The sequence below is a fragment of the Candidatus Bathyarchaeota archaeon genome (genome assembly GCA_026014465.1).
Classification (GTDB): Archaea; Thermoproteota; Bathyarchaeia; order Bathyarchaeales; family Bathycorpusculaceae; genus JADGNF01.
The window spans coordinates 1,330,297-1,350,122 of record JAOZID010000010.1 but is presented as its reverse complement, the minus strand read 5'-3'; the positions used below and the strand labels follow the sequence as shown (position 1 = coordinate 1,350,122).

The window sequence follows — 19,826 nt, the reverse complement described above, 5'->3', positions numbered from 1 at the left end:
AAGCTATCAGAGCAATTTGTATATAAAATTTTGCAAGAAACAACTCCGTTGCACAGACACCAAACAAAACCAAAAGCAAACCCACACGTTGACGGAAAACAAAACAAAAAATCCCGTGATAAACACGCAAAACAAGAACAAAAAAAGAAAAGTTAGGCGTTTTTGTTTAGGGCACGTTGGATGGCGTCTATGACGTTTTGGGTTCCCATTGCTAAGACGTAGGGTCCAAGTCGGGGTCCTTGGGGGGAGCCTAAGAGTATGGTGTAGAGGGTTTTGAAAAAGTTTCGTGGTTTGATGTCGTTGGTTTTGGCGGTGTTGAATATGGCGTTTTGGATTTTGTCGGGGTCGGTTTCGGTTTGCAGGATTTGCATTAGGCTTTGCAGTGCAGCTTTCTCGTTAGCTTCAAGGGTTATGGGGTTCTCGGTGATTTCGTCAAAGTCGTGTGCCCAGTTAAAGGCGTATTGTATGCGTTGTTTGAGGTCGTCGGTGAGTTGCTGGTTTTTTTGGAGGTAACGATAACTTTGCAGCGTCTGCAGTATGTACTCTTCAGGGTTTTCTTTGGGCGCCATCTTTGCCAAAAACGCGAGTAGGTTGTAGGGTACGTGTATGCTGGCGGCTTTGGGGGGATTCATGACCCAGCAGTACTCGTAGAGCCCTTTGAGTTTAAGAAGCTCTTTTTCGTCTTTGACAGGTTTGTTGCCAAAATAGGCATCTTCAAGCACGTCAAGCTCGTTCATATACGAGGGAATATCAGAAACCGCAAGTGTACGCGCACCTACGAACCGTTTTAGCATAAGCAGCAGTAGCGATTGGGGAGAGCCGTAGCGGAACCAGATCTGCGGCGTGAAAACATTGCCTGCGGATTTGGAAATTTTTTTGCCGCCTTTATCCAAGAACATTTCGTATCGGGCGTGGCTGGGCGGCTCAAACTTTAGTACTTCTTTGGATATGCGGTCGTTGATTCGCACGGAGTCGGCGATGTCTTTGCCAAACGCTTCAAAGCGTATGTCCAAAGCGCTCCACCGCGCGGCGAACTCTCCCTTCCAAGTCAGTTTGCCTTCTCCCTTGGTTATGTCAGCTTCGCCTTCATGCCCACAGCCTTCCAAGAGCTTGCCGCGAATTTCCAAGCCTTCACATTTGTAGAGAACCTTGTCGGTTTTGGGCTCATACGTGTGAGCTTTAGTGGTGTAGATACGCCCACAGTTGCTGCAAATCGGGAAAAAGGGCAGTACTGCGGTGTAGCGTTCTTGCCCGACCTCTTCTTTTACGATTTCGCCAACTTTCTCAGCGTTGCTAAGTATGGTTCGGATTTCATTTAGCAACAAGCCTTTTTCATAGGCTTCTTTTGCTGAGTAGTAACGGTACTCTATGCCGCATTTATCTAGGGATTCAAGTAACAGGGAACTCATGTGTTTGCCAAAGCTTTCGTGGCAGCCAAACGGGTCAGGTATGCTTGAAACGGGGAACCCCAAGTATTTGGAGAGGGATTTTGGTAAGCCTGCGGGGACTTTGCGTAGGCCGTCTTTGTCGTCGCAAAATGCTACTAGCTCGGAGTTGTAGCCCATCTCCTGAAGTGCAAGTGTCACGGAGTACGAGCGTGAAGCATCACCCAAACTGCCAATATGCGGAAAACCTGAAGCTCCAAGACCCATCTCTGTTCGAATCAAATCCAAACTTCTGCCCAGCTCACGCTCCCTATCAACAACCTTCTTCGCCATCATATCATACCATGTGCCGTGACCAATGATTTCTTCGCTCATACCAGAACCTCTACACAAACAGTGACCTTACACAAGCAAATAAAAAAACATTTACAAAGAAAACAGGCAAGAGACGCTTTAGCTTCGCTTCAACGCCGCCGCCACAGCCAAGACGCCCAAAGCCAGCAAAACCACAACCAACGAATACAGCCAGCTAAACGCAAACAAGTACCATGCTCCGCCAACGGCTACTAAAACTAAGCCTAATGAGAGCGTGCTAAAGGCGGTCCGTTCGTATTTTTGAGGAGAAGAGCGTTGCATTGCAGATAGAGCCAGCAACCACAATCCAAAGAGCACAAAAACAACGGGGAAAAACAAGCCCCAACTCATGATTTGGGTTGCGCCAAGCAGTATGGCAGCGACAAGGATAAGGAAGAAAACGCCAATTGAAAGCAGTCCTCGTTTATCCTCTGCCATTGTTGGTTGCCGCCTTAGGTTGGGTTGCCGCATTCAGGGCAGAATTTGCTGTTGGCTGGGATGGATTTTCCGCATTTGCTGCATTTGGTGGCTTCGGCGGTGGGTGGGGTTAGGGGGTTGCCGCATTCTGGACAGAATTTGCTGGTTGCGGGGACTTTGGAGTTGCATTTGGGACAGATAACCAGTGCTGCTACGGGCGCGGATTGGGTGCCTGTGGGAGTCATGATTTGGGGGATGAGTACCATGCCTGTGCCTAGAGCTGCGCCGCCTCCGCCGCCAGATTTGCCCAGCGATTCTGCTGCGCTTTTGAGGGTTTCCATGCGTAGGACTTCTTCGGGGGCGGTTTTTCCTGTTTTGAGCCAGAAGAGGCGTTCGCGGTACTCGGGGGTGGTGTCTATGCCTTCAAAACGCAGGTCAGTAAGTTCGATGCCTAAACGTTTGAAGTAGTCAATTAGCGAGTTCTTTACGATAACTGAGGTTTCATCCAGCCGTGTAAAGACGGTTATGAGGTCGTAGTGGCTAAGTTCGTCAATGATTTTCTCGTTGAGAAAGCCGCGCAGGAAGGTGTTGACGGCGTCGGTGGTGTAGGCTTTTTGTCCGCCTATAACTTCGTTTACAAATAGGGTTGGGTCTTCGGCTTTGAACCAGAATTGTCCAAAGACTTGCAGGGGCGCAAGCTCCGTGGTTTGGGCGCGGGTGCCCCATTTGCCTGCGAAGACTTTGGTGCTGATGAATATAACTTGGGCTTTGAAGGGTTTTTTGCCGCCAAAACCCGCTAACGCCGAAAGCACTGTTGTGAGCAGGGGCAGGTTTAGGGTAGTTAGGGTGTGGCGTCCTGCAGTGAATACGTCGTAGGCTTTGCCGTCTCTAAAGAACACCGCCATTTCGTATTCGCGCACGACTAGCTGGGCGCCCCAAGTGAGTTCAGTGTCGGGGTAGCGCCAAACGATATCTTCTGCGCCTGGGTTTTGCCATTCAACAATCTGGGGCATGTTAGTTCACTCCCAAAATTTCTTCTTCACGTTTATCAAAATCAGCTTCGAAACCTTCCACCTTGTCGGTTATGCTCTGGATTTTAGGTTTTAGGTTTTTGGTCTCGCCGCCTACAAGCTCGTCTTTAAGAGAAGAAACCTCCGCAGCCAACGCCTCAATCGCGTCAACCAACTTGTTATCAAACGCTATCATGCGGTCAAGATTCTCCTCGTTTACCTTGATTGCATCAAAAAAGCCCGTGTACCCATACGAAGCATGACCCACCTTCTCAACAACGCGGTCCATCTTGGCGACTAGGCGGTCCATGTCGGTTAAGACGTCGAAGTAGCGGCGGTCGGAGAGTTTTTGGAAAACCATTTTCAACTCTGTTTTTGCAGCCGACAACTGCGCGGACAGGTGGTTGCGGATAAGCTTGTCAGATTCACGGCGAAGCTCCTTTTCTTTGTAGCCACGAAAACCTGGAATAGCTGCCACAACACGCTCAGATAGGCGCATTTGGCCTTTAGCCGCTGAATACACGTCCTTATTGTCGCTCATTACAAAAAACCACCCATTACTGCACTGCAATGAATTCTCAAATGGGCTATTAAACGTTATTTTACAGCAGCCCGAATTTGGATGAGGGGATGTCGCCTTTGAGGGCTTGTCCAGTGGCGGCGTCAAGTATGATTTGGTAGGTTTTGCGTTTGTACTCGTATTTGACAAACCAGATGGGCGCGTGCAGGTAGACCATTTGTTTGAGGTCAAGGCTGGTTTGGATTTCTATGATACGGTCAAGGTCTTGCTGTAGCAGGTAGCGGTGATGCTCTTCGATTCGCTGACGCGCAAGCTCCAACGCCGAGTCACGATCAATTTCACTGTTCAACACTTTTGCGAACTCTTTGATTTGCCTAAAATCATACGGTATCTTGCCTTTTAGTGGCACTTCGTATTCGCGTGTGGGAAAATCTGAAGCTTCCCTAGCCAAAATCAGCCAGTCATACTCTTTCTCCAAAGTGCCCTCTTTTACAATCGGGGGCGAGATGCGCTCAAAAATGCCTTTGTAGGTTGTTTTAGCTTTGGCAGAGACCACCCAAAACGGCAAGTAAACCAGTTCCTTGGTGGTGATTTTGGATTTGCGTTCAAGGTCTTGAGGTTTTAGAAAGCCCTTTCGCATCCACATTTTAATGGGCGCTTCGATGCTGTCGGGGTCGTATTTGTTAAGAACCAAAGAATGCTCAAAAGTGAAGGCTTTGCCCGTGTCAATGACGGTGGTGAAGCCGCAGTATTTGCAGGTGGCGATGATTTCTCCGGGTTTGAATGTGACGGGGGCGCCGCAGTGGCTGCATTTGATGGCTTGGGCTACTGGCATCCATGACCTCACGCCTTCAAGTGCTCACGCTCAAGAATTTCCCTAGCAACTATAACGCCTGAAGCCGAAGCCTGTATAAGTCCGCGGGTAACGCCTGCGCCATCGCCTATGGTGAACATGTTGTGAATCTTGGTTTCCAACGAGTTGTTGAGTTGCAGGTGTGACGAGTAGAATTTGACTTCTACGCCGTAGAGCAATGTGTCGCGCGAGTGGACGCCTGGAGCGATTTTATCTAATGCTTGGAGCATTTCGCGAATATCTGAGAGGTAACGGTAAGGCAACACGAAGCTCAAGTCGCCTGGCGTTGCGTTCTTTAGGGAGGGGGTAACTACGCTGCGTGCGAGCCGTTCTGGGGTGCTGCGTCTTCCAGCAACCAAATCGCCCAAACGCTGAACCATAACGCCACCACTAAGCAAGTTAGATAGCCGCGCGATGTATTTGCCGTAAGCGATGGGTTCACGAAACGGCTCAGTGAAAGAGGTGCTGACCAGAACCGCAAAGTTTGTGTTTTCAGTTTTGCGCTCAGCATAGCTGCCGCCGTTCACGGTCAAAACGCCATCATAGGATTCGGTGGTGACTTCGCCGTAGGGGGAAACGCAAAAGGTGCGGATCATGTCGTCGAAGAGTTTGGAGTAGTAGACCAGTTTGGGTTCATACAAAACCTTGGTTAGGCGCTCCATGGCGGTTGCGGAAACTTCTACGCGTACGCCTACGTCGACGGGGTTGTTGACGGTTTTTAGTCCGCGAACTTGCGCTTCGGTTTGCAGCCACTCTGCGCCGCCTCGTCCAGGTGCAACTATGACGTATTTGCCCGTGTATTTCTCGCCGTTGACGGTTTCGACGCCTTTGATGGTGTGGTTTTCGGCTATTAGGCCTTTGACGTCGGTTCGGGGCATGAACGTGATTTTGCTGTCGAGGTGTTTGCGCATCATGCGTAGGGTGTCGGCGCATTTTTCGGTGCCCATGTGGCGGACTTCTTGGCGAATTAATCGTAGACCCGCGGCGGCGGCTTGCCGTTTGATTTCGTCGACTTTGTCTACGTCGCCGCCGTAGACTTGTTCGCTTGCGCCAAACTTTAGGTAAATATCATCAACGTACTTGACAAGGCTTCTGAGTTCAGTTTCAGAAACGTACTGGTTGAGCCAGCCGCCTACCTCGTTGGATAGGGTGAGTTTTCCGTCGCTGTACGCACCTGCGCCGCCCCAGCCCGAAAGAATCGAGCATGGCTCACAGTGTTTGCATTCAAAACCCCTGCTAGAGGGGCACTTGCGGTTATCAATCTCTGCACCGCGGTCAAGCACCAAAACACTCAGGTTATTCTTTTCCGTAAGCTCTAAAGCAGAAAAAATTCCTGCAGGACCAGCACCAACGACAATAACATCGTACTTCAAAGGGCATTAACTCCTTGGAACCCAAAGTTAGATGTCACCACTCTCATATATTTCTAACGACAAGCAGCCCAACCTCCACACAAGAACGCATCAAAAAATAGGCAAAGACTGAAAAAACAAAAAGTGGTAGGGTGCAGGTGTCAATCTGCAGCTGTGCAAGCAATAACCTCAAAGAAGCAAGGGTATGAAGCCGTCTGTTTTGTGGAAACAACGGTTGTGTTAGTCTTTGATGGCTTCTATGAGACTCATAACGTTCCAAAGTTTTACCCGTGTATAAGCGGGCATGTTGGGGTCTTGTAAAATCTCGTCTAGTATGCTTATAACGTTGGATGCTCGCACAGCAGGAGTGAATTCTTTGCTCTGCAGTGTATTCATGGAGTCTTTGGCTGCACGCCTTATGTTTCGGGGCGTGGTGCTGTCTTCAGAAACTTCGCCAAGCACAAACAAGGCATGATTAGTTCGCTCTTCGTATTCTTCGCTTTTTTTCTTACGCACCATACTGGGTCACCTACTCATTCTCGCAACAACCAAGTTATATATGCTTTGATATGTATTTACTTTGGGGTTTCTCCAAAAATGCAAGAGAAAACAAATGATAATGACATAAAACGTATGGCAGACCTGCTTCGTCAAGGTGCCACTTTAACTGACCTTGCCTGCCCCATGTGTGCCTCGCCCCTCTTTAGGCTCAAGGATGGAACCTTGTGGTGTGGCAAAGACGAAAAAAAAGTTGTTTACGTCAAGACCGGTGAAGACGCAGGAAAAGCCGCGGGCAACTCTGCTATGGATACGTTAGAGAAAACGTTGATGGCGAAAGTGCAGAATTTGGAGAACAAAATAGGGCAAACTGACGATGTGGAAGAGCTAAGCAAGTTAACAACGGCGCTTTCGGAGTTGCTGGGCAGCTTAGAGAAAATCAAACGCATGAAGAGCTAAACGCAATGTTTGGGTTCTACGAAAACTTCCCCCAAGGCACCCACCTCACCCAAACACTCACATCCACAGTTGCGCCGCGCAGCCTGCAACGTAAACTCACCAAAGTTTTCTTGGAAATCAACCAAGCCACTTTTAGCTTTGAAGAAGTCTGCAACCCAACCGTACCTAACTGCACCCTAATTTTTGAGTTCGGCATCGCAGAAGAAGAAAACTTCAACTACCTCACAATTAAAGAAGCAAAAAAACTCCAAACAGCGCTGTCCAAAGCCACCCTACACATCATGGACTGGTTCTGCTCCATACGCTACTACAAAAACGCAGAAGGCAAAAAGACCCCCCTAAAATTTGATTACTACATGTTGCGGGTTAGCTTTGCAGACCAAGACAAATTGGAGATACAAGTGTTTCACGAGAAAGGGCTGCGTTACGTTGGACCTGAAGACCTCATCAACTTTGTCGTGGTTAAAATCAACGAGACATCTAAAAGAAAGATTCTAAGGCTAACACAAGATTAGCTGCGGGTTTTCAAAAAAGCCATAACTGCATCGTGAACAGCTTGGGTAACTTCTGCTTTGGATTTGTCACCACCAATTTTGCAAAGTTGCCCGTTTCCTACAAAATGCATGTAGATGTCGCGGACGCTTTTTTGGGTTTGCAGTTTCAAGATGTTGCTAAAGTCTGACTAATGCGCTGTTTTAGAACTACAGAACAAGCGAATCAACTCAGAATAATGCATTTAAAGAAGCGTTGAGTCTAAAGCCGAACCTCTGCGAGGCAATTGGTTTTCTATTCCATTGGTTTTTAAGAATCTCTGAACCACATCGTTAACAGTGTTTTGTATTTCGCCCTGCTTTAACGAGGCATCAATTGTGACTATCGTCATTCCATCTGTGTCACTAGTCGTTTTTGCTTTATTAAGAGAAGTGGAAAACAAAGGTTTTTCAAACAAACTCGTTTGCTTTTGTTGTCTGTTCAGTTTTAGTATTTCATAGTACGCTTTGCGAATGCGTTTTTGGGTTTCAATGTTTTCAAAGAATTTGTCATCATGGATGCGTTGCCATTTGCCAATGCGGTTTAAACCTTCTTCTGGGGAAATATCCAAAAATATAACTAAATCGGGGTTTATTGAAAATTTATTTATAGATTCCAGCCACTCCTGTTTGAAAACTTTGCTCATTCCACTTTTTTGATAAGCTAAAGAACTATGTACATAACGGTCACTTATGACTACAGTTCCTTTGTTTATTTCAGGAATTATTCTACGTCGAGTATGATCTGCTCTGTCTGCGGCAAACAAAAGAGGTATTGCTTCTTCAGCCACTGGTGTTGACCCCATTAGAATACTTTGTATTAATGTACCAATTTTTGATATCGTTGGTTCTCTTGTCCACAGGATTTTATATCCTTTAGTTGATAGATATTTCTCTAAATTTCTTGAAGCAGTAGTTTTTCCCGAACCTTCAATGCCTTCGAATACAATTAAACAGCCTTTTTGGGACAAACCAGTCAAACCTATTTTACTTGTTTAGTGTTCAACCGTATTGAAAAAGCCTTTTTTAAAGGTGACGTATAAGTCCAAAAAGATTTCATTCTGAAAGCAGTTGGAAAAAGAGAACACCCGCAACACCTAAACAGGAAAACCATAATTAAGGATTAATTGAGAGATGCATAAATAGTATTTCGAAAACTACTGCGAGGAAAATAAGGGTGCCTAAGGCTTATTGGGGAGAAATCAAAGACCCCGTACACGGATTCGTCTATATTACAAAGGCAGAAAAAACGGTCATAGACCTGTATCCCATGCAGCGGCTACGGCGGCTTAGGCAACTGGCGGGTTCAGAATACGTGTACCCAGGAGCCAATCATACGCGTTTTGAACACAGCCTAGGCGTTATGTACCTTGCGGGCAAAGTTATGGAAAACCCCAACATCAGCAGTGTAGTTAGCGACGAAGAAGCTGACATGACTCGAATAGCTGCGTTACTACACGACGTAGGGCATGGCCCATTCTCGCACGTGTTCGAGCACCTGCTCACTCGCCACTTGGACAAAACCCATGAAGATTTGACCTCGTGGATTGTGGAGAAAAGCGAAGTAGCTGACCAACTATCCAAACTAGGCTACAGCGCACAGGAGGTTTCAGAGCTTGCCGTAGGAAAACTACACAAACCTGGCAGGGCGTTTTTGGACCAGGTAATTAGCAGCGCCGTAGACGTGGATAAACAAGATTTCATCGTACGAGACACGTTCCACACGGGCGCCGAGTACGGTTTTATTGACGTGTTTAGGCTAATTCACGCGTTGGATGTTTTGGGCGAGAACTTGGCGGTTGAGTTAGGCGCATTGTCGGCGTTGGAGGCATTCATAATTGCGCGTATTGAGTCGTTCAAAAGCATCTACTTCCACCGTGTGGGCAGGGTAGCGCAGATTATGTTGGCTATGGCTATGGAGAAGGCAAACGACGAGTTGGGGTTGACCGCGTTTAAGGAGCCTGAGGAGTACTTGGCGATGGATGATTACACCGTCTGGGCGGCTCTGCGTAAATGCGAAAAATCAAAGCCCGTTATCGAGGATTTGGAGCGGCGGCGGATGCTAAAATGCGCGTACGAACGCACTTTCTACGATAAAGACACCATGGTATCCAACATTTTTAGCCGTGACTCGTATCGGCAGCAGGTGCAAACAGAAATTGCCCAGGCAGCAGGCGTAGAATTGGACGCAGTGGTTATTGATGTGCCTACGGTGCCGTCGGTTCCGTATCATCATTCGGCGTTGATGGAGAAAATGGAGATTCCCGTGTTTAGCAAGGCGCAGTCCAGCTCCAAAGCCCTGTATCGGATGAGTGAGATTTCAAAGATTTTCGAAACCCTCAAGGGCTTCATCAACATACTGCGAGTATACACCGACGCGGAGAACCGCGCAAAAGTGGAAAAAGCAACCTCAAAGGTTCTTGGAAAAATACCCGTAACAGCAAAAATTTCATATTAGCAAAACCCATGTTAGGTTAGAAATTGGATTTGTGATTGGTATGGCGGGAACGGCAAAACGCAAAACTTCAAGCAGGACGCGAAGGCGCACAAAAAAAGATACCCCAACAGCAACGGCGGTAGCTCCATCGGCGGCGGCGAAGGTTGAAGAACCCTTCAAGGTCAGGGTGCGCAGGTCAAGAAATGAACCAGAACCCACTACGTTGTTCACCCAAAAAGACATCAAACGTTTTGTGACCGAATTTGTTGCGTCCTGGCTGCGAGGCGACATAATCATCCGTTTCCCCACTGCCGCAGAACTCAGCAAACAAACCCCCTTATCCATGGCGGTGCCCTTCCCCAAAGACCCCTCCGTAAACGCGGAGCTTAAAATCAAGGAACACTACATCGACTTGCTCTCCATATGCGCAGGAACCAAACCCGCCACCACACAAGAACAAGAAAAAGCCATATCCGACGTATTCAAAATGATCATGATGTTCCGCTCAGCCAACCGCATAGAAGGCAAAATCCTATCCAACGACCTGCAAACCAAAGTCACCAACCTACAACAAGAAATCAACCACCTCCAAGAAAAAACCCAAACCACAACTAAACTCGTCGAACAAATCACCGCCCACCTATTCAAAAACGAAAAACCACCCAAATAAAGCCACAAACACCCAAAACAAGGGCAAAGTTTATTCATACCAAAACTCATTCAAACAGATGCTCCACCAAAACAGGGGCGCGCTCCGGTAGTATAGTCCGGTCAAGTATTCCGGCCTTTCGAGCCGAAGACCCGGGTTCGAATCCCGGCCGGAGCACCAACTTCACTCGACATTTTAGTTTAGCTTGAAGGTTACGGAAAACTCGGCAATTGCATAATTTTTACCGTTTTAAAACTACTTGTTCGTAATCTGCATATTAACTGGTTTTTACTATGAAATATGCCAACAGAAACCAGTCGGATGAAAATTCTCGAACAAAAACCGAGTTGTGAAAAGAAGATGTTGAAAATCGCCAGAATCTATCTTGACTTGGAAACTTATCGGAGTAAAAAAGAAAATGCTTTTGTTGACGAAAAAATAGTCTCAGCAGGGCTGTTGATTGATGAAACTATATACCACGAAGATAGCTTAAAAGAACAAATTAAGCCGGTTTTCATAAGTGAATGGGATGGCTTGAATGAATGCCAAATTGTGACAAAAATTAACACTGTAATCAAAGAAGTGATCTCAAGTCATAAATTCACTTTAATAATTGGGTTTGGTATCCTACGCTTTGATATTCCATTACTTATTGCAAGATGTACCCAAAACTCTTTAATGAGTCTTAACAAAGCAACAAAGATGTGGCATGATTGCATAACAATTGACCATGCACAACAGCTTTTGGCAGCAAACGGGAACACATTCAAAAGAGCAACACTCGACAACATAATTGCCACAGCTGAAATGCTTCACTTAAATCCACCAGCCCATAAGGGGGATGGTGGCATAATACGTGAACTTTACCCAAAAGGAAAATATGCAGAAATAAACGCGCATCTTAAAGAAGACCTGGACGCCATCCGCTGGCTTGACTTATACGGTACTAGAAAGTTAATTGAAATTAGTGTCAAAGAAAAAAGACCGTTATTTGCGGTTCCATATAGCATAAAGAAAAAAGAATAATGCATTAGGGAAACAACTAAGGTTTGAAAGTACTGCCCAAGTTATTATGAGCGGACAGAACAAAACAAAACTCATTAGTTCGACAGCACGGGAAAATCCGTTTTGCGTAAGTTCTGTTTCTATTATTCCAGCTAATCAACCAAAGAGGGCTACATAACGTGTGAGGTTAGAAGCCGTGGGCGAATTTTGGTGGGGTGGGGTTTTTGTTTGGTTTTTCGGGTTTTTTGGCGTTTTTGAAGGGTGTGATTTTGATGGTGTTGCCTTTGGTTGAGGCGTAGTATTTGGTGTTTAGGTTTCGTTTGTAAATGAACTTGGTTACTATTCTTTGGAGCTCTTGCGGGGGTAGGGCGTCTGAATTGATGGTTAGTTTGTTTGTGCCTGCGTCTGTTATGGTTGTTTTGAGGTTTGACTGCAAGAATGTTTGGAGCAGGGGTTTTTGGTCGTTTAACTCGCCTAGGTCTACTTGCAGTTTGTTTTTGTGTCCAAACAGCATTTAGGTTCGCTCCCGTTTCCCTTTTAGCGCGCAGGTTCTATTAAAAATTGCTAAAATCTACTGTGAAGAGCGCATAAACAGCAAACTACAGCCGCCAAAACAGCAAAAGATGCCTTTGAGCTGAAAAGGGTATGTGTAAAACAATGCTTATATGAGCAGGCGGGGTATATGTATGTAGTTTAGTTAAGTTTTGCAGGGTTGTTAGTATGCGTAAAATGTTAGTTGAGATGGAGAAATGCATTGAGCAAGCTGCGGGCAAGGAAGTCGCAGAGCAGGTTATGGAGGGTAGCGCGGATATTACAGTGAGAACCGCCAAGAAGAAGGCTGCGATGTGGGGCAAGGAAGCTGTTGACAGGTTAGATTCACTAGTTGATGAGGAAACCCGAAATGAAATCATGCAAAAATGCGGCTACAACTGCGCGAACCGAAACCGCAGGGCAATAGAGCGTGCCATTGCTAAACGTGATAAATACGAAAACATCGAAGAGTTTTTGGAAGCTGAACAGAAAAACCCTATGGCGGGAACCAAACTCAGCAAAGAAGGCGACGTCTTGTACTTATCGTACACTCCCCAGTCGTTTACTCGACCCATGAGGTGCTACTGCAGCGTATTTCGCGAGCTCCCGATAGAAGAAACCGCATCCATCACTTACTGCAACTGCGCCAAAGGCTTTGTAGAAAAATATTGGGGAGCCGTTTTGGACAAACCCGTAAAAGTTGACCTGCTACAGTCAGCTATATCAGGCGCTCAAGAATGCAAATTCGCCATCCACATGCAAAACGGAGTTGAATCAGAAGAAACCAAATAGCAGCCCAAACTTTCGCTACAGGTTCTGTTTTAGGTTTAAAGCGAATTCTTGGGCGTTTTGGAGGTCTTCCTCGTTAGGTCTACCCCTGTTCATGCCGCCCACGAACTTTAGAAAACTATTCGTGTTGTAGCCCTTGCACTGAAATTCGTCCACGACCACGTAGCCTTTGGCTTGAAGTTTCTCCCTAAGCGCGCGGTGGTCTTTTTTGAGTTTCTTTTCGCTTGTAATACCAGCGGTTGAAAAAAGGAAAACTTTTTGGTTCTCAGCTGCAGGAGGTAGTTTATCGGCTAAGTCAAGCAGGGGCTTGTAGTGTTTGCCGCTTTCTATGCCCGCTCCAAAACCCAGCAAACCAAACTTTCCAAGCCCTCTGGGGTCTACTTGGGAAGGCGTCTTCACTTCGCAGCCAAGAACCTGCGCAAAAACCTCTGCGATTTTCTCAGTGCTATGGTGATGATAAGAATACACAACAACCAAAGACCCCACAACAACACCCTGTTTCAACCTAAACATAGACCAACCCAACTAATTAGCTCTAGCACACAAAAGCCACACAGCCCACTTTCGGAGCAAACGCTTCAGTGCGGTACGGTTATGACGATGTTGCCTTTTTTGTCTCCTGTCTCGGCGTATTTGTGGGCTTCTGCTGTTTGCTCTAACGTGTAGGTGCGGTCGATGATGGGTTTGAGCTTTCCAGTTTCAATTAAGTCGTTGAGGAAAAGCAGGTCCTCTGTTGTTGAAGCTGCAGTTTTCGCTACCACTGTCTTGCCACTTGTCGCTGAAACCCACGAACCTCTAAGCATATCCAAGAGCCCAGGATTAGCCAAAAGCAAATGCCCCTTAGGTTTTAGGGTGTTTATGGCACGGGAGAAAGATGCTTTGCCCACTACGTCAAGGATGGCGTCGTAGGTTTTTCCTGTTTGGAGGTAGTCTTCTTTGGTGTAGTCAACTACCAAGTCGGCGCCTAATTCGCGTAGCATGTCTAGTTTTTGGGTGCTATCCACGGCTGTGACCGTTGCGCCGTAGTGTTTGGCTAGTTGCAATGCGTAGGTGCCGATGCTTCCGCCTGAACCCACGATGAGAATTTGTTGTCCCTGCTGGATGTTGGCGGTTCTTAGAAAGTGCAGGGCTTCAAGACCCGCTACGGGGACAGGGGCGGCTTGTTCAAAACTCAAATTCTTGGGCATCGTAGCCACTACGCCGTCGCCTGCCTTTTCGGGTACGCAAAGGTACTGGGCATACGCGCCAAAGTTTATCCCTGTAGTTCCAAAGACCCGCTGGCCAGGTTTGAATTGTGTGATGCTTGTCCCGACTGCTTCGATTTCGCCTGCGAATTCTTGCCCAAGCAGCTTCTTTCGGGGCTTAAATATACCTAGCCACAGCCTCAGGGGCAACCAGAATAAGCCGCGGACTTTGAAACTGCGCATTTCGCATTCCCCCGCAGTCACTGATGTCGCATGCACCTTAACCAGAACCTCACCAGCTTTAGGCACAGGCTTTTCCACCTCGGCAAGCTTGAGAACATCAGGAGCACCGTACCGTGTCCACTCAACAGCCTTCATAAGCATAAACACAAAAGAGCCCAACAGAGGTAATAACAGTTTGCGCTCAGAAAGGGTTAGACCCAAGTCCAAGCATACCAAACCGTCAAAACATTGAAAACTAAACTGACAATCAAGAGAAAGTTATCGTATGCAGAAGGGGGTTAACGCTGAGAACGTGAGCATCAGAACGGTTGTCCATGGGATCATACAACCAGCATCCACTAACCACCAAAGTCACCACAAGGTCTACGAAGCAGGTGATTTTGGATACAGCAAAAATCAGGCAAAAAAGAAAAGGCGGGATTAGACCCATTTGGTTGTGGGGTTTTGTTTGTTTGGTTGGATGGCTTCAAAAGCGCTGGCTTGGGCGGGGTTGGGGTTTGCTTTGGGGTACCCGAGCAGTATGGGACCGTGGATTTCTTCTTTTTCTTTTAGTTCAAACTCAGAGGCAACTTCGGGGTTTGCTTTGACCATCGCGCCAAAGCCGACGTAGCAGCTTCCCACGCCTAAGGATTGGGCGGCTATCATCATGTTCTCACAGGCAAGTGCACAACTCACGGCGCTGCCTTCAGGACCTATAACAAAGACAATGGCAGGGGCAGAGTAGTAAACGGGGTCTTTGGGTTCATCTAAAGCGTCATGTATGCTCATAGCCATTTCGTAGAGGTCAGGGGCAACTTGTTTCATGCCTTCGATGGATTGTTTCCAGACAGGAAAGGCAGTTTCGAAAAGTTTTTGCCTAAACTCGGGGTTTTCGACAACAACAAAACGCCAAGGTTGAGCGCGCGTCATGGACGTGAAAGGAGCTTGGTTCCCCGCTTCAATGATTGCTTTGAGAACATCTTTGGGAACGGGTTTTGATTCGTAGAGTCTAACCGAGCGCCTGTTCTTTATGGCTTCAAGTACAGAATTCATAAACATTCACAACCAAAATATGCCCTAAAAAACTTAAAAGCATTCCACCCAACGCAGACAAACAAAAACACACTTAAAAACGAGTTTGCTAGGATTGCGCGGCAAAGAAAAACGGCAGGTTAGTGTTTGCGTGAAGCTAACGCGGTCACGATAAGACCAATTCCCAAACCCAGCATCATGGAGCCAACAAACGCCATCGTATTAGGCAAAAAGAAAAAACCAACACCCAAACCCGCAATCACGCCGCCGCCAATAGCCCACGTGCTTCTATCTTCCTTCTTATCCGACATACCCCAAAGTATAGATGCAAATCCATAAAACGTTTACGCGCAAAACCACCCCAGCGCCAACCTATTTGGATACAAATATTAATTCTATGCAGAAAGGGGGAGGGGGTCTATGTTTTGAAGGAAAAGTGGACGCGGGCAGTGGTCTGAAGCTGTTTGGTTGGGGTTGCAAAGCCATAAATGAAGGCGCCGACACAGGTTGGTTGTATGGGATGAGTTTGTTTATGTCGTCTGGTTTAGAGTTGGATTATAAGCGGCTTTTGGCGCGGAATCGTGAAGTGGTTGTTTTGGGTTCGGTGGAGGCGCTTGTGAGTTGGGATATGGAAACTATGATGCCTCCGCGGGCGGTGGAGTTGCGTAGTGAGCAGTTGGCTTTGCTTAGCCAAATCAGTCACAAATTGAGCACTTCGCCTAAGACGGGAAAGCTTCTTGAAGATATACTCAAAAACAGTAGCTACGAAAACTTGGGGGCAGTTGAGAAGCGTAATGTGGAGCTTATCAAGAAGAACTATAACGAGCAAACCGCGTTGCCTAGTGAGTTGGTTGCGAAGCTTGCCAAGCAGCAGGCCTTGACTATTAATGTGTGGAAAAAAGCCAAAGCCGCCAAAGATTTCGCGTTGTTTAAGCCTGAACTGGAAAAACTCGTCGAGCTAAGCAAACAAGGCGCCCAAATACTCAAAGAGGTTAAACAGACCAAAACCGCCTACGATGCTCTCATCGACATTTACGAACCCAAAACACAGGCGACCACTATAAACCAAGTTTTCGAAAAGCTACAAAGGGAACTCAAAAAGCTCATCTCGCAGATTCAAAGCGCGCCCAAGCAGCCCAACCCAGAGAGCCTCAAACACAAAGTCCCCACCCAAAACCAGAAGCAAATTGCCCAACTTTTTATGCAGACTCTTGGCTACGACACCACCTCCCCAGCATCGGCGGGCAGACTCGACGAAACCGAGCATCCCTTCACCACAGGCTACTACGATGACGTGCGCATAACCACCCATTACTACGAAGACAAATTCGCCAGCTCCATCTTTAGCACGCTGCATGAGGCAGGACATGCACTTTATGAGCAGGGACTACCCCAGCAGTGGAAGTATCAACCCGTAGGCGCAGCATGCAGCATGGGCTTTCACGAATCCCAATCACGCTTCTACGAAAACATCATCGGACGCTCCAAACCCTTCTGGACATTTATGTTCCCCAAACTAAAACAGAAAGCTCCCAGCCTTGCCAACGCAGGTTTGGAAGAGTTTGTGCACGCAGTAAACGCGGTTGCGCCCTCCAAAATACGCATCGAAGCCGACGAAGTCACCTACAACCTGCACGTGATTATACGCTTCCAAATTGAGCAGGATTTGTTCTCGGATAAAGTAGATGTGGCAGAGTTGCCGCAGGTTTGGAACCAAAAATACAAGGACTTGCTGGGTGTTGAGGTGCAAAATGACGCTGAAGGCGTTATGCAAGATACGCATTGGGCAAGCGGCTTGTATGGGTACTTCCCCACTTACGCTTTGGGCAACATCTACAGCGGACAAATCTTGGGCGCGCTACAAAAGCAGGTGCCAGATTGGGAAAGCAGCGTCGAGAAGGGCGACTTAAAACCCGTTAGCAGCTGGCTAAAAAGCAATGTCTACAGCTACGCGAACCTTTACGACCCAACTGACCTCATACAAAAAATTGTTCAAACGCCAATATCAGTGGAGCGGTACATGGGGTATTTGCAGGAAAAGTTTTGCAGTCTTTATGGTTGCTGAGTGGCGTGGTTTTGCCTTTGAATACAGCGTCGTATAGGTAAAAGCCAACGAAGGCTACGACGCCGCCGACCAGAAGAAAAACTCCCAGCCACCCCACAATGGGGTCATAGGCGTTGGCGCCGTAAAGGAAAAGTATGATGCCTAGCAAGATGGAAACGGTGAATACGCAGTCGTTTCGCGACATGAGTTAAGGCTCCTGCAAGATTTCTAAAAAAGGTACTTCAGCAGCATATATAGAGCTACCTGTAAACCCTCAGAAGGGCGTGTCCGACAAAACCCTGCAAAACCTGAACGCTGTCATAGCGGCTAGACCGTGTTTACCCGACACTCTTATATACGCGGGCGGACACCCTGAGGGCGGAGACATTAATGCATGTCGGGTATTGACACTAAAAAACCTGAATCACGAGAAGAACTCATAAAAGTATTATCAGAAGCAGCGAAAAAAGAAGCCACGTTGAAGGGTAAACCGACAAAACCGACAATTAGCGGAACCGCCAAAGTTCTAAACATCCACCGCGACACCCTCTATACTTGGATGAAAGACTTTAGCGTGGACTTCAAAGAAATCCTTGACCAAATGCCCATTGCAGATGACTACGGCTTTGAAGACCTCTCAAACACGTATCTTATTGGCGAAGCCTTAGTTGGCGAAGGAAACGAAGTTGCCCACATTGACTTGATGATAGGCGACAAAACTGGACCTGTCGGTCAGGCATTCGCTCAGGGCATGACAAACCTCTCCGCAGGACACACCCCCCTGCTCGCTGTTATCCGACCTAACTTGCCTCCTAAACCTCACACACTCATCGTACCCAAAGTCACCGTCAAAAACATGGCGGACACGGGGAAGATTTTTGGTCCCGCCCAAGCCGCCGTCGCCAAAGCCGTTGCAGACTCTGTGGAAGAAGGCGTAGTTCCCGCAGACAAAGTCGACGACTGGGTCATAATCTGCAGCGTCTTCATACACCCACAAGCCGCAGATTTCCGCAGAATCTACCAGTACAACTACGGCGCAACAAAGATGGCACTGCAAAGAGCGCTAAAGAAGTACCCCACCATAGAGAAAATCAACTACGACAAAGACCGCGCCAAACACCCAATCATGGGCTTCAAAGTTCCGCGCCTATGGAGACCCCCATACCTACAAATTTCCCTTGACGCACCATCACTTGAGGGCGCCAAACGCATACTCTCACAGTTGCCTGGAAGCGACCGCATCATAATCGAAGTCGGCACGCCCCTGATTAAACGCTACGGAACCCGCGTCATAAACGATTTACGCCAAACCGCCAAAGACGCCTTCATGGTCGCAGACCTCAAAACCTTAGACGTAGGAAAAGTCGAAGCAGACATCGCTTATGAGGACACCGCTGATGCCGTCGTCGCAGCCGGGCTTGCCCCACCAGAAACTTTGGACTCGTTTGTTCACGAAGCCAAACGATTAGGAATCTACGCCATAATCGACATGCTCAACGTCGAAGACGTACTAGTCAAACTCAAGTCGCTAAAGAACTTCCCCGACGTCGTCATACTGCACCGCGGCATTGACCAAGAAACAGGCAGATCCTGCGGGTTGGAACGCATAAAACTCATACGCGAAGCATTCAGCGACAAAAAATTCCTCATAGCAGTCGCAGGCGGCATCGTACCCGAAACAGCCAAAGAAGCCCTAGCCCAAGGCGCAGACATACTCATCGTCGGCAGATACGTCACCCAATCCAAAGACACCGAACGCGCAGTACGAGACTTCCTCGAACTCACACAAAACATGCGCGAAGACGTAGACCTCTTCAGAGTCCACGTAGAATAAACCCATCCCCAACTCCTTTCTTCTTTTCTTTCTTTTGTTTGCACGCCAAGCAGGCAAAATGCACGGTTTTTAGCTGCTAAACCTTCTGTGAGAAGCGATTTTGCGTGTTCCTGTCAAAACAGGGCAAAGGTTTGTGTAAAGTTCGCAGGTTTGGGGCTGGGAACCTGTGGAAAAGGCAGGGTTTTTTGGAAGAATTTTAGGTGCATTCATAAATCCTTAATAGAGAGATGTTCGCTTTCCTACTGCGCTGGAGTGTTCGTAATATATGGCGAAGTTCAAAGTGATAGTGTCTGACCCTGAAGATGGCACCTCAAAAGCAATTGAAGTTGAGGAAGCCCGTGCAGTACCGTTCATTGGCAAAAGAATCGGCGAGATCGTTGATGGATCCGTTGTGGATTTGCCAGCTCATAAACTGCGTATACAAGGCGGGTCGGATAGTGATGGTGTACCCATTCGTCCTAATGTTCATGGTGGAGTAAGAAGGAAAGTTGTTTTGGCAGGCGGCGTTGGTTTTAAGCCTAAACGTGATGGGCAACGAAGACGCAAAGCTGTTCGCGGCAACATCATAACTGACGAGATTGTGCAGATAAACGCAAAGATTGTCGAGAAGCCAAACAAGCCCAAAGAAGCCAAAGCAGCAGCCAAACCTGAAGAAGCAAAGCCCGAAGCCCCCGCATAATGGGCACCCTTATTAACTTCTATCATTTTTAGTCTCTCAACA

23 protein-coding genes and 1 tRNA gene are annotated in these 19,826 nt (G+C 47.4%); 10 read left to right on the top strand and 14 right to left on the bottom strand.

The genetic code is table 11. From position 1 onward, the window contains the following. Positions 1–152: 152 nt before the first annotated feature. From lysS to NWF04_09090, 7 genes are all read right to left on the bottom strand, one after another. The gene (lysS, locus tag NWF04_09120; GenBank protein MCW4006733.1) at positions 153–1,760 is read right to left on the bottom strand and encodes a lysine--tRNA ligase; all 1,608 of its coding nucleotides are present in this window, start codon (positions 1,758–1,760) and stop codon (positions 153–155) included. A gap of 78 nt (positions 1,761–1,838) precedes the next feature. Next, the gene (locus NWF04_09115) at positions 1,839–2,177 is read right to left on the bottom strand and encodes a hypothetical protein (protein MCW4006732.1); all 339 of its coding nucleotides are present in this window, start codon (positions 2,175–2,177) and stop codon (positions 1,839–1,841) included. 14 nt (positions 2,178–2,191) lie between these two features. Continuing rightward, a complete protein-coding gene (locus NWF04_09110; protein MCW4006731.1) occupies positions 2,192–3,169 on the bottom strand; it encodes an SPFH domain-containing protein in 978 nt (325 codons plus the stop codon). Between the two features lies 1 nt (position 3,170). Next, complete coding sequence (locus tag NWF04_09105; protein ID MCW4006730.1) at positions 3,171–3,707, bottom strand: hypothetical protein; 537 nt, start codon at positions 3,705–3,707, stop codon at positions 3,171–3,173. 61 nt (positions 3,708–3,768) lie between these two features. Further along, entirely contained in the window at positions 3,769–4,521 is a 753-nt protein-coding gene (locus NWF04_09100; protein ID MCW4006729.1) for a hypothetical protein, read from the bottom strand. An 8-nt stretch (positions 4,522–4,529) separates the two neighbouring features. Next, positions 4,530–5,912, bottom strand: a complete 1,383-nt coding sequence (locus tag NWF04_09095; GenBank protein ID MCW4006728.1) for an FAD-dependent oxidoreductase — start codon at positions 5,910–5,912, stop codon at positions 4,530–4,532. A gap of 219 nt (positions 5,913–6,131) precedes the next feature. Then, positions 6,132–6,410, bottom strand: coding sequence for a UPF0147 family protein (locus NWF04_09090; protein ID MCW4006727.1), 279 nt, complete (start codon positions 6,408–6,410; stop codon positions 6,132–6,134). A gap of 78 nt (positions 6,411–6,488) precedes the next feature. Here NWF04_09090 and NWF04_09085 point away from each other — a divergent pair, with 78 nt between their 5' ends. Together NWF04_09085 and NWF04_09080 are read left to right on the top strand one after the other, a co-directional pair. Continuing rightward, the gene (locus tag NWF04_09085; protein ID MCW4006726.1) at positions 6,489–6,848 is read left to right on the top strand and encodes a hypothetical protein; all 360 of its coding nucleotides are present in this window, start codon (positions 6,489–6,491) and stop codon (positions 6,846–6,848) included. A 5-nt stretch (positions 6,849–6,853) separates the two neighbouring features. Beyond that, complete coding sequence (locus NWF04_09080) at positions 6,854–7,363, top strand: hypothetical protein (protein ID MCW4006725.1); 510 nt, start codon at positions 6,854–6,856, stop codon at positions 7,361–7,363. Here the strand turns inward: NWF04_09080 and NWF04_09075 are convergent. After that, complete coding sequence (locus NWF04_09075) at positions 7,360–7,512, bottom strand: hypothetical protein (GenBank protein ID MCW4006724.1); 153 nt, start codon at positions 7,510–7,512, stop codon at positions 7,360–7,362. The two genes, NWF04_09080 and NWF04_09075, sit on opposite strands and share 4 nt — an antisense overlap. A gap of 72 nt (positions 7,513–7,584) precedes the next feature. Then, on the bottom strand, positions 7,585–8,358 hold the full coding sequence (gene tmk, locus NWF04_09070) for a dTMP kinase (GenBank protein MCW4006723.1): 774 nt from the start codon (positions 8,356–8,358) through the stop codon (positions 7,585–7,587). A gap of 197 nt (positions 8,359–8,555) precedes the next feature. On the opposite strand from tmk, the gene NWF04_09065 reads away from it, so the two are divergent. The 4 genes from NWF04_09065 to NWF04_09050 all read left to right on the top strand — a co-directional run bounded on the left by NWF04_09065 (position 8,556) and on the right by NWF04_09050 (position 11,490). Further along, positions 8,556–9,836: an HD domain-containing protein gene (locus NWF04_09065; protein ID MCW4006722.1), complete on the top strand. Its 1,281-nt coding sequence runs from the start codon at positions 8,556–8,558 to the stop codon at positions 9,834–9,836. 40 nt (positions 9,837–9,876) lie between these two features. Beyond that, positions 9,877–10,485 carry a hypothetical protein gene (locus NWF04_09060; protein MCW4006721.1) on the top strand — a complete coding sequence of 203 codons (609 nt, stop codon included), beginning with the start codon at positions 9,877–9,879 and terminating at the stop codon, positions 10,483–10,485. Between the two features lie 81 nt (positions 10,486–10,566). Continuing rightward, positions 10,567–10,644, top strand: a tRNA-Glu gene (locus NWF04_09055). 180 nt (positions 10,645–10,824) lie between these two features. Next, complete coding sequence (locus NWF04_09050) at positions 10,825–11,490, top strand: hypothetical protein (protein ID MCW4006720.1); 666 nt, start codon at positions 10,825–10,827, stop codon at positions 11,488–11,490. A 166-nt stretch (positions 11,491–11,656) separates the two neighbouring features. On the opposite strand, the gene NWF04_09045 is transcribed toward NWF04_09050, so the two are convergent. Next, entirely contained in the window at positions 11,657–11,983 is a 327-nt protein-coding gene (locus NWF04_09045; GenBank protein MCW4006719.1) for a hypothetical protein, read from the bottom strand. Positions 11,984–12,189: 206 nt separating this feature from the next. Here NWF04_09045 and NWF04_09040 point away from each other — a divergent pair, with 206 nt between their 5' ends. Continuing rightward, on the top strand, positions 12,190–12,792 hold the full coding sequence (locus tag NWF04_09040) for a DUF6144 family protein (GenBank protein ID MCW4006718.1): 603 nt from the start codon (positions 12,190–12,192) through the stop codon (positions 12,790–12,792). 15 nt (positions 12,793–12,807) lie between these two features. Here NWF04_09040 and NWF04_09035 read toward each other — a convergent pair whose 3' ends face one another. The 4 genes from NWF04_09035 to NWF04_09020 all read right to left on the bottom strand — a co-directional run bounded on the left by NWF04_09035 (position 12,808) and on the right by NWF04_09020 (position 15,538). Next, positions 12,808–13,302, bottom strand: a complete 495-nt coding sequence (locus NWF04_09035; protein ID MCW4006717.1) for a flavodoxin family protein — start codon at positions 13,300–13,302, stop codon at positions 12,808–12,810. 65 nt (positions 13,303–13,367) lie between these two features. Further along, entirely contained in the window at positions 13,368–14,351 is a 984-nt protein-coding gene (locus NWF04_09030; protein ID MCW4006716.1) for an NAD(P)-dependent alcohol dehydrogenase, read from the bottom strand. 285 nt (positions 14,352–14,636) lie between these two features. Then, positions 14,637–15,248 carry a nitroreductase family protein gene (locus NWF04_09025; GenBank protein ID MCW4006715.1) on the bottom strand — a complete coding sequence of 204 codons (612 nt, stop codon included), beginning with the start codon at positions 15,246–15,248 and terminating at the stop codon, positions 14,637–14,639. A gap of 119 nt (positions 15,249–15,367) precedes the next feature. Further along, positions 15,368–15,538, bottom strand: coding sequence for a hypothetical protein (locus tag NWF04_09020; protein ID MCW4006714.1), 171 nt, complete (start codon positions 15,536–15,538; stop codon positions 15,368–15,370). A gap of 221 nt (positions 15,539–15,759) precedes the next feature. On the opposite strand from NWF04_09020, the gene NWF04_09015 reads away from it, so the two are divergent. The 3 genes from NWF04_09015 to NWF04_09005 all read left to right on the top strand — a co-directional run bounded on the left by NWF04_09015 (position 15,760) and on the right by NWF04_09005 (position 19,784). Beyond that, positions 15,760–17,292: a carboxypeptidase M32 gene (locus NWF04_09015; GenBank protein MCW4006713.1), complete on the top strand. Its 1,533-nt coding sequence runs from the start codon at positions 15,760–15,762 to the stop codon at positions 17,290–17,292. Positions 17,293–17,872: 580 nt separating this feature from the next. After that, on the top strand, positions 17,873–19,105 hold the full coding sequence (locus NWF04_09010) for a bifunctional 5,6,7,8-tetrahydromethanopterin hydro-lyase/3-hexulose-6-phosphate synthase (GenBank protein ID MCW4006712.1): 1,233 nt from the start codon (positions 17,873–17,875) through the stop codon (positions 19,103–19,105). 265 nt (positions 19,106–19,370) lie between these two features. Beyond that, the gene (locus NWF04_09005; GenBank protein ID MCW4006711.1) at positions 19,371–19,784 is read left to right on the top strand and encodes a 30S ribosomal protein S6e; all 414 of its coding nucleotides are present in this window, start codon (positions 19,371–19,373) and stop codon (positions 19,782–19,784) included. Positions 19,785–19,826: the final 42 nt, after the last annotated feature.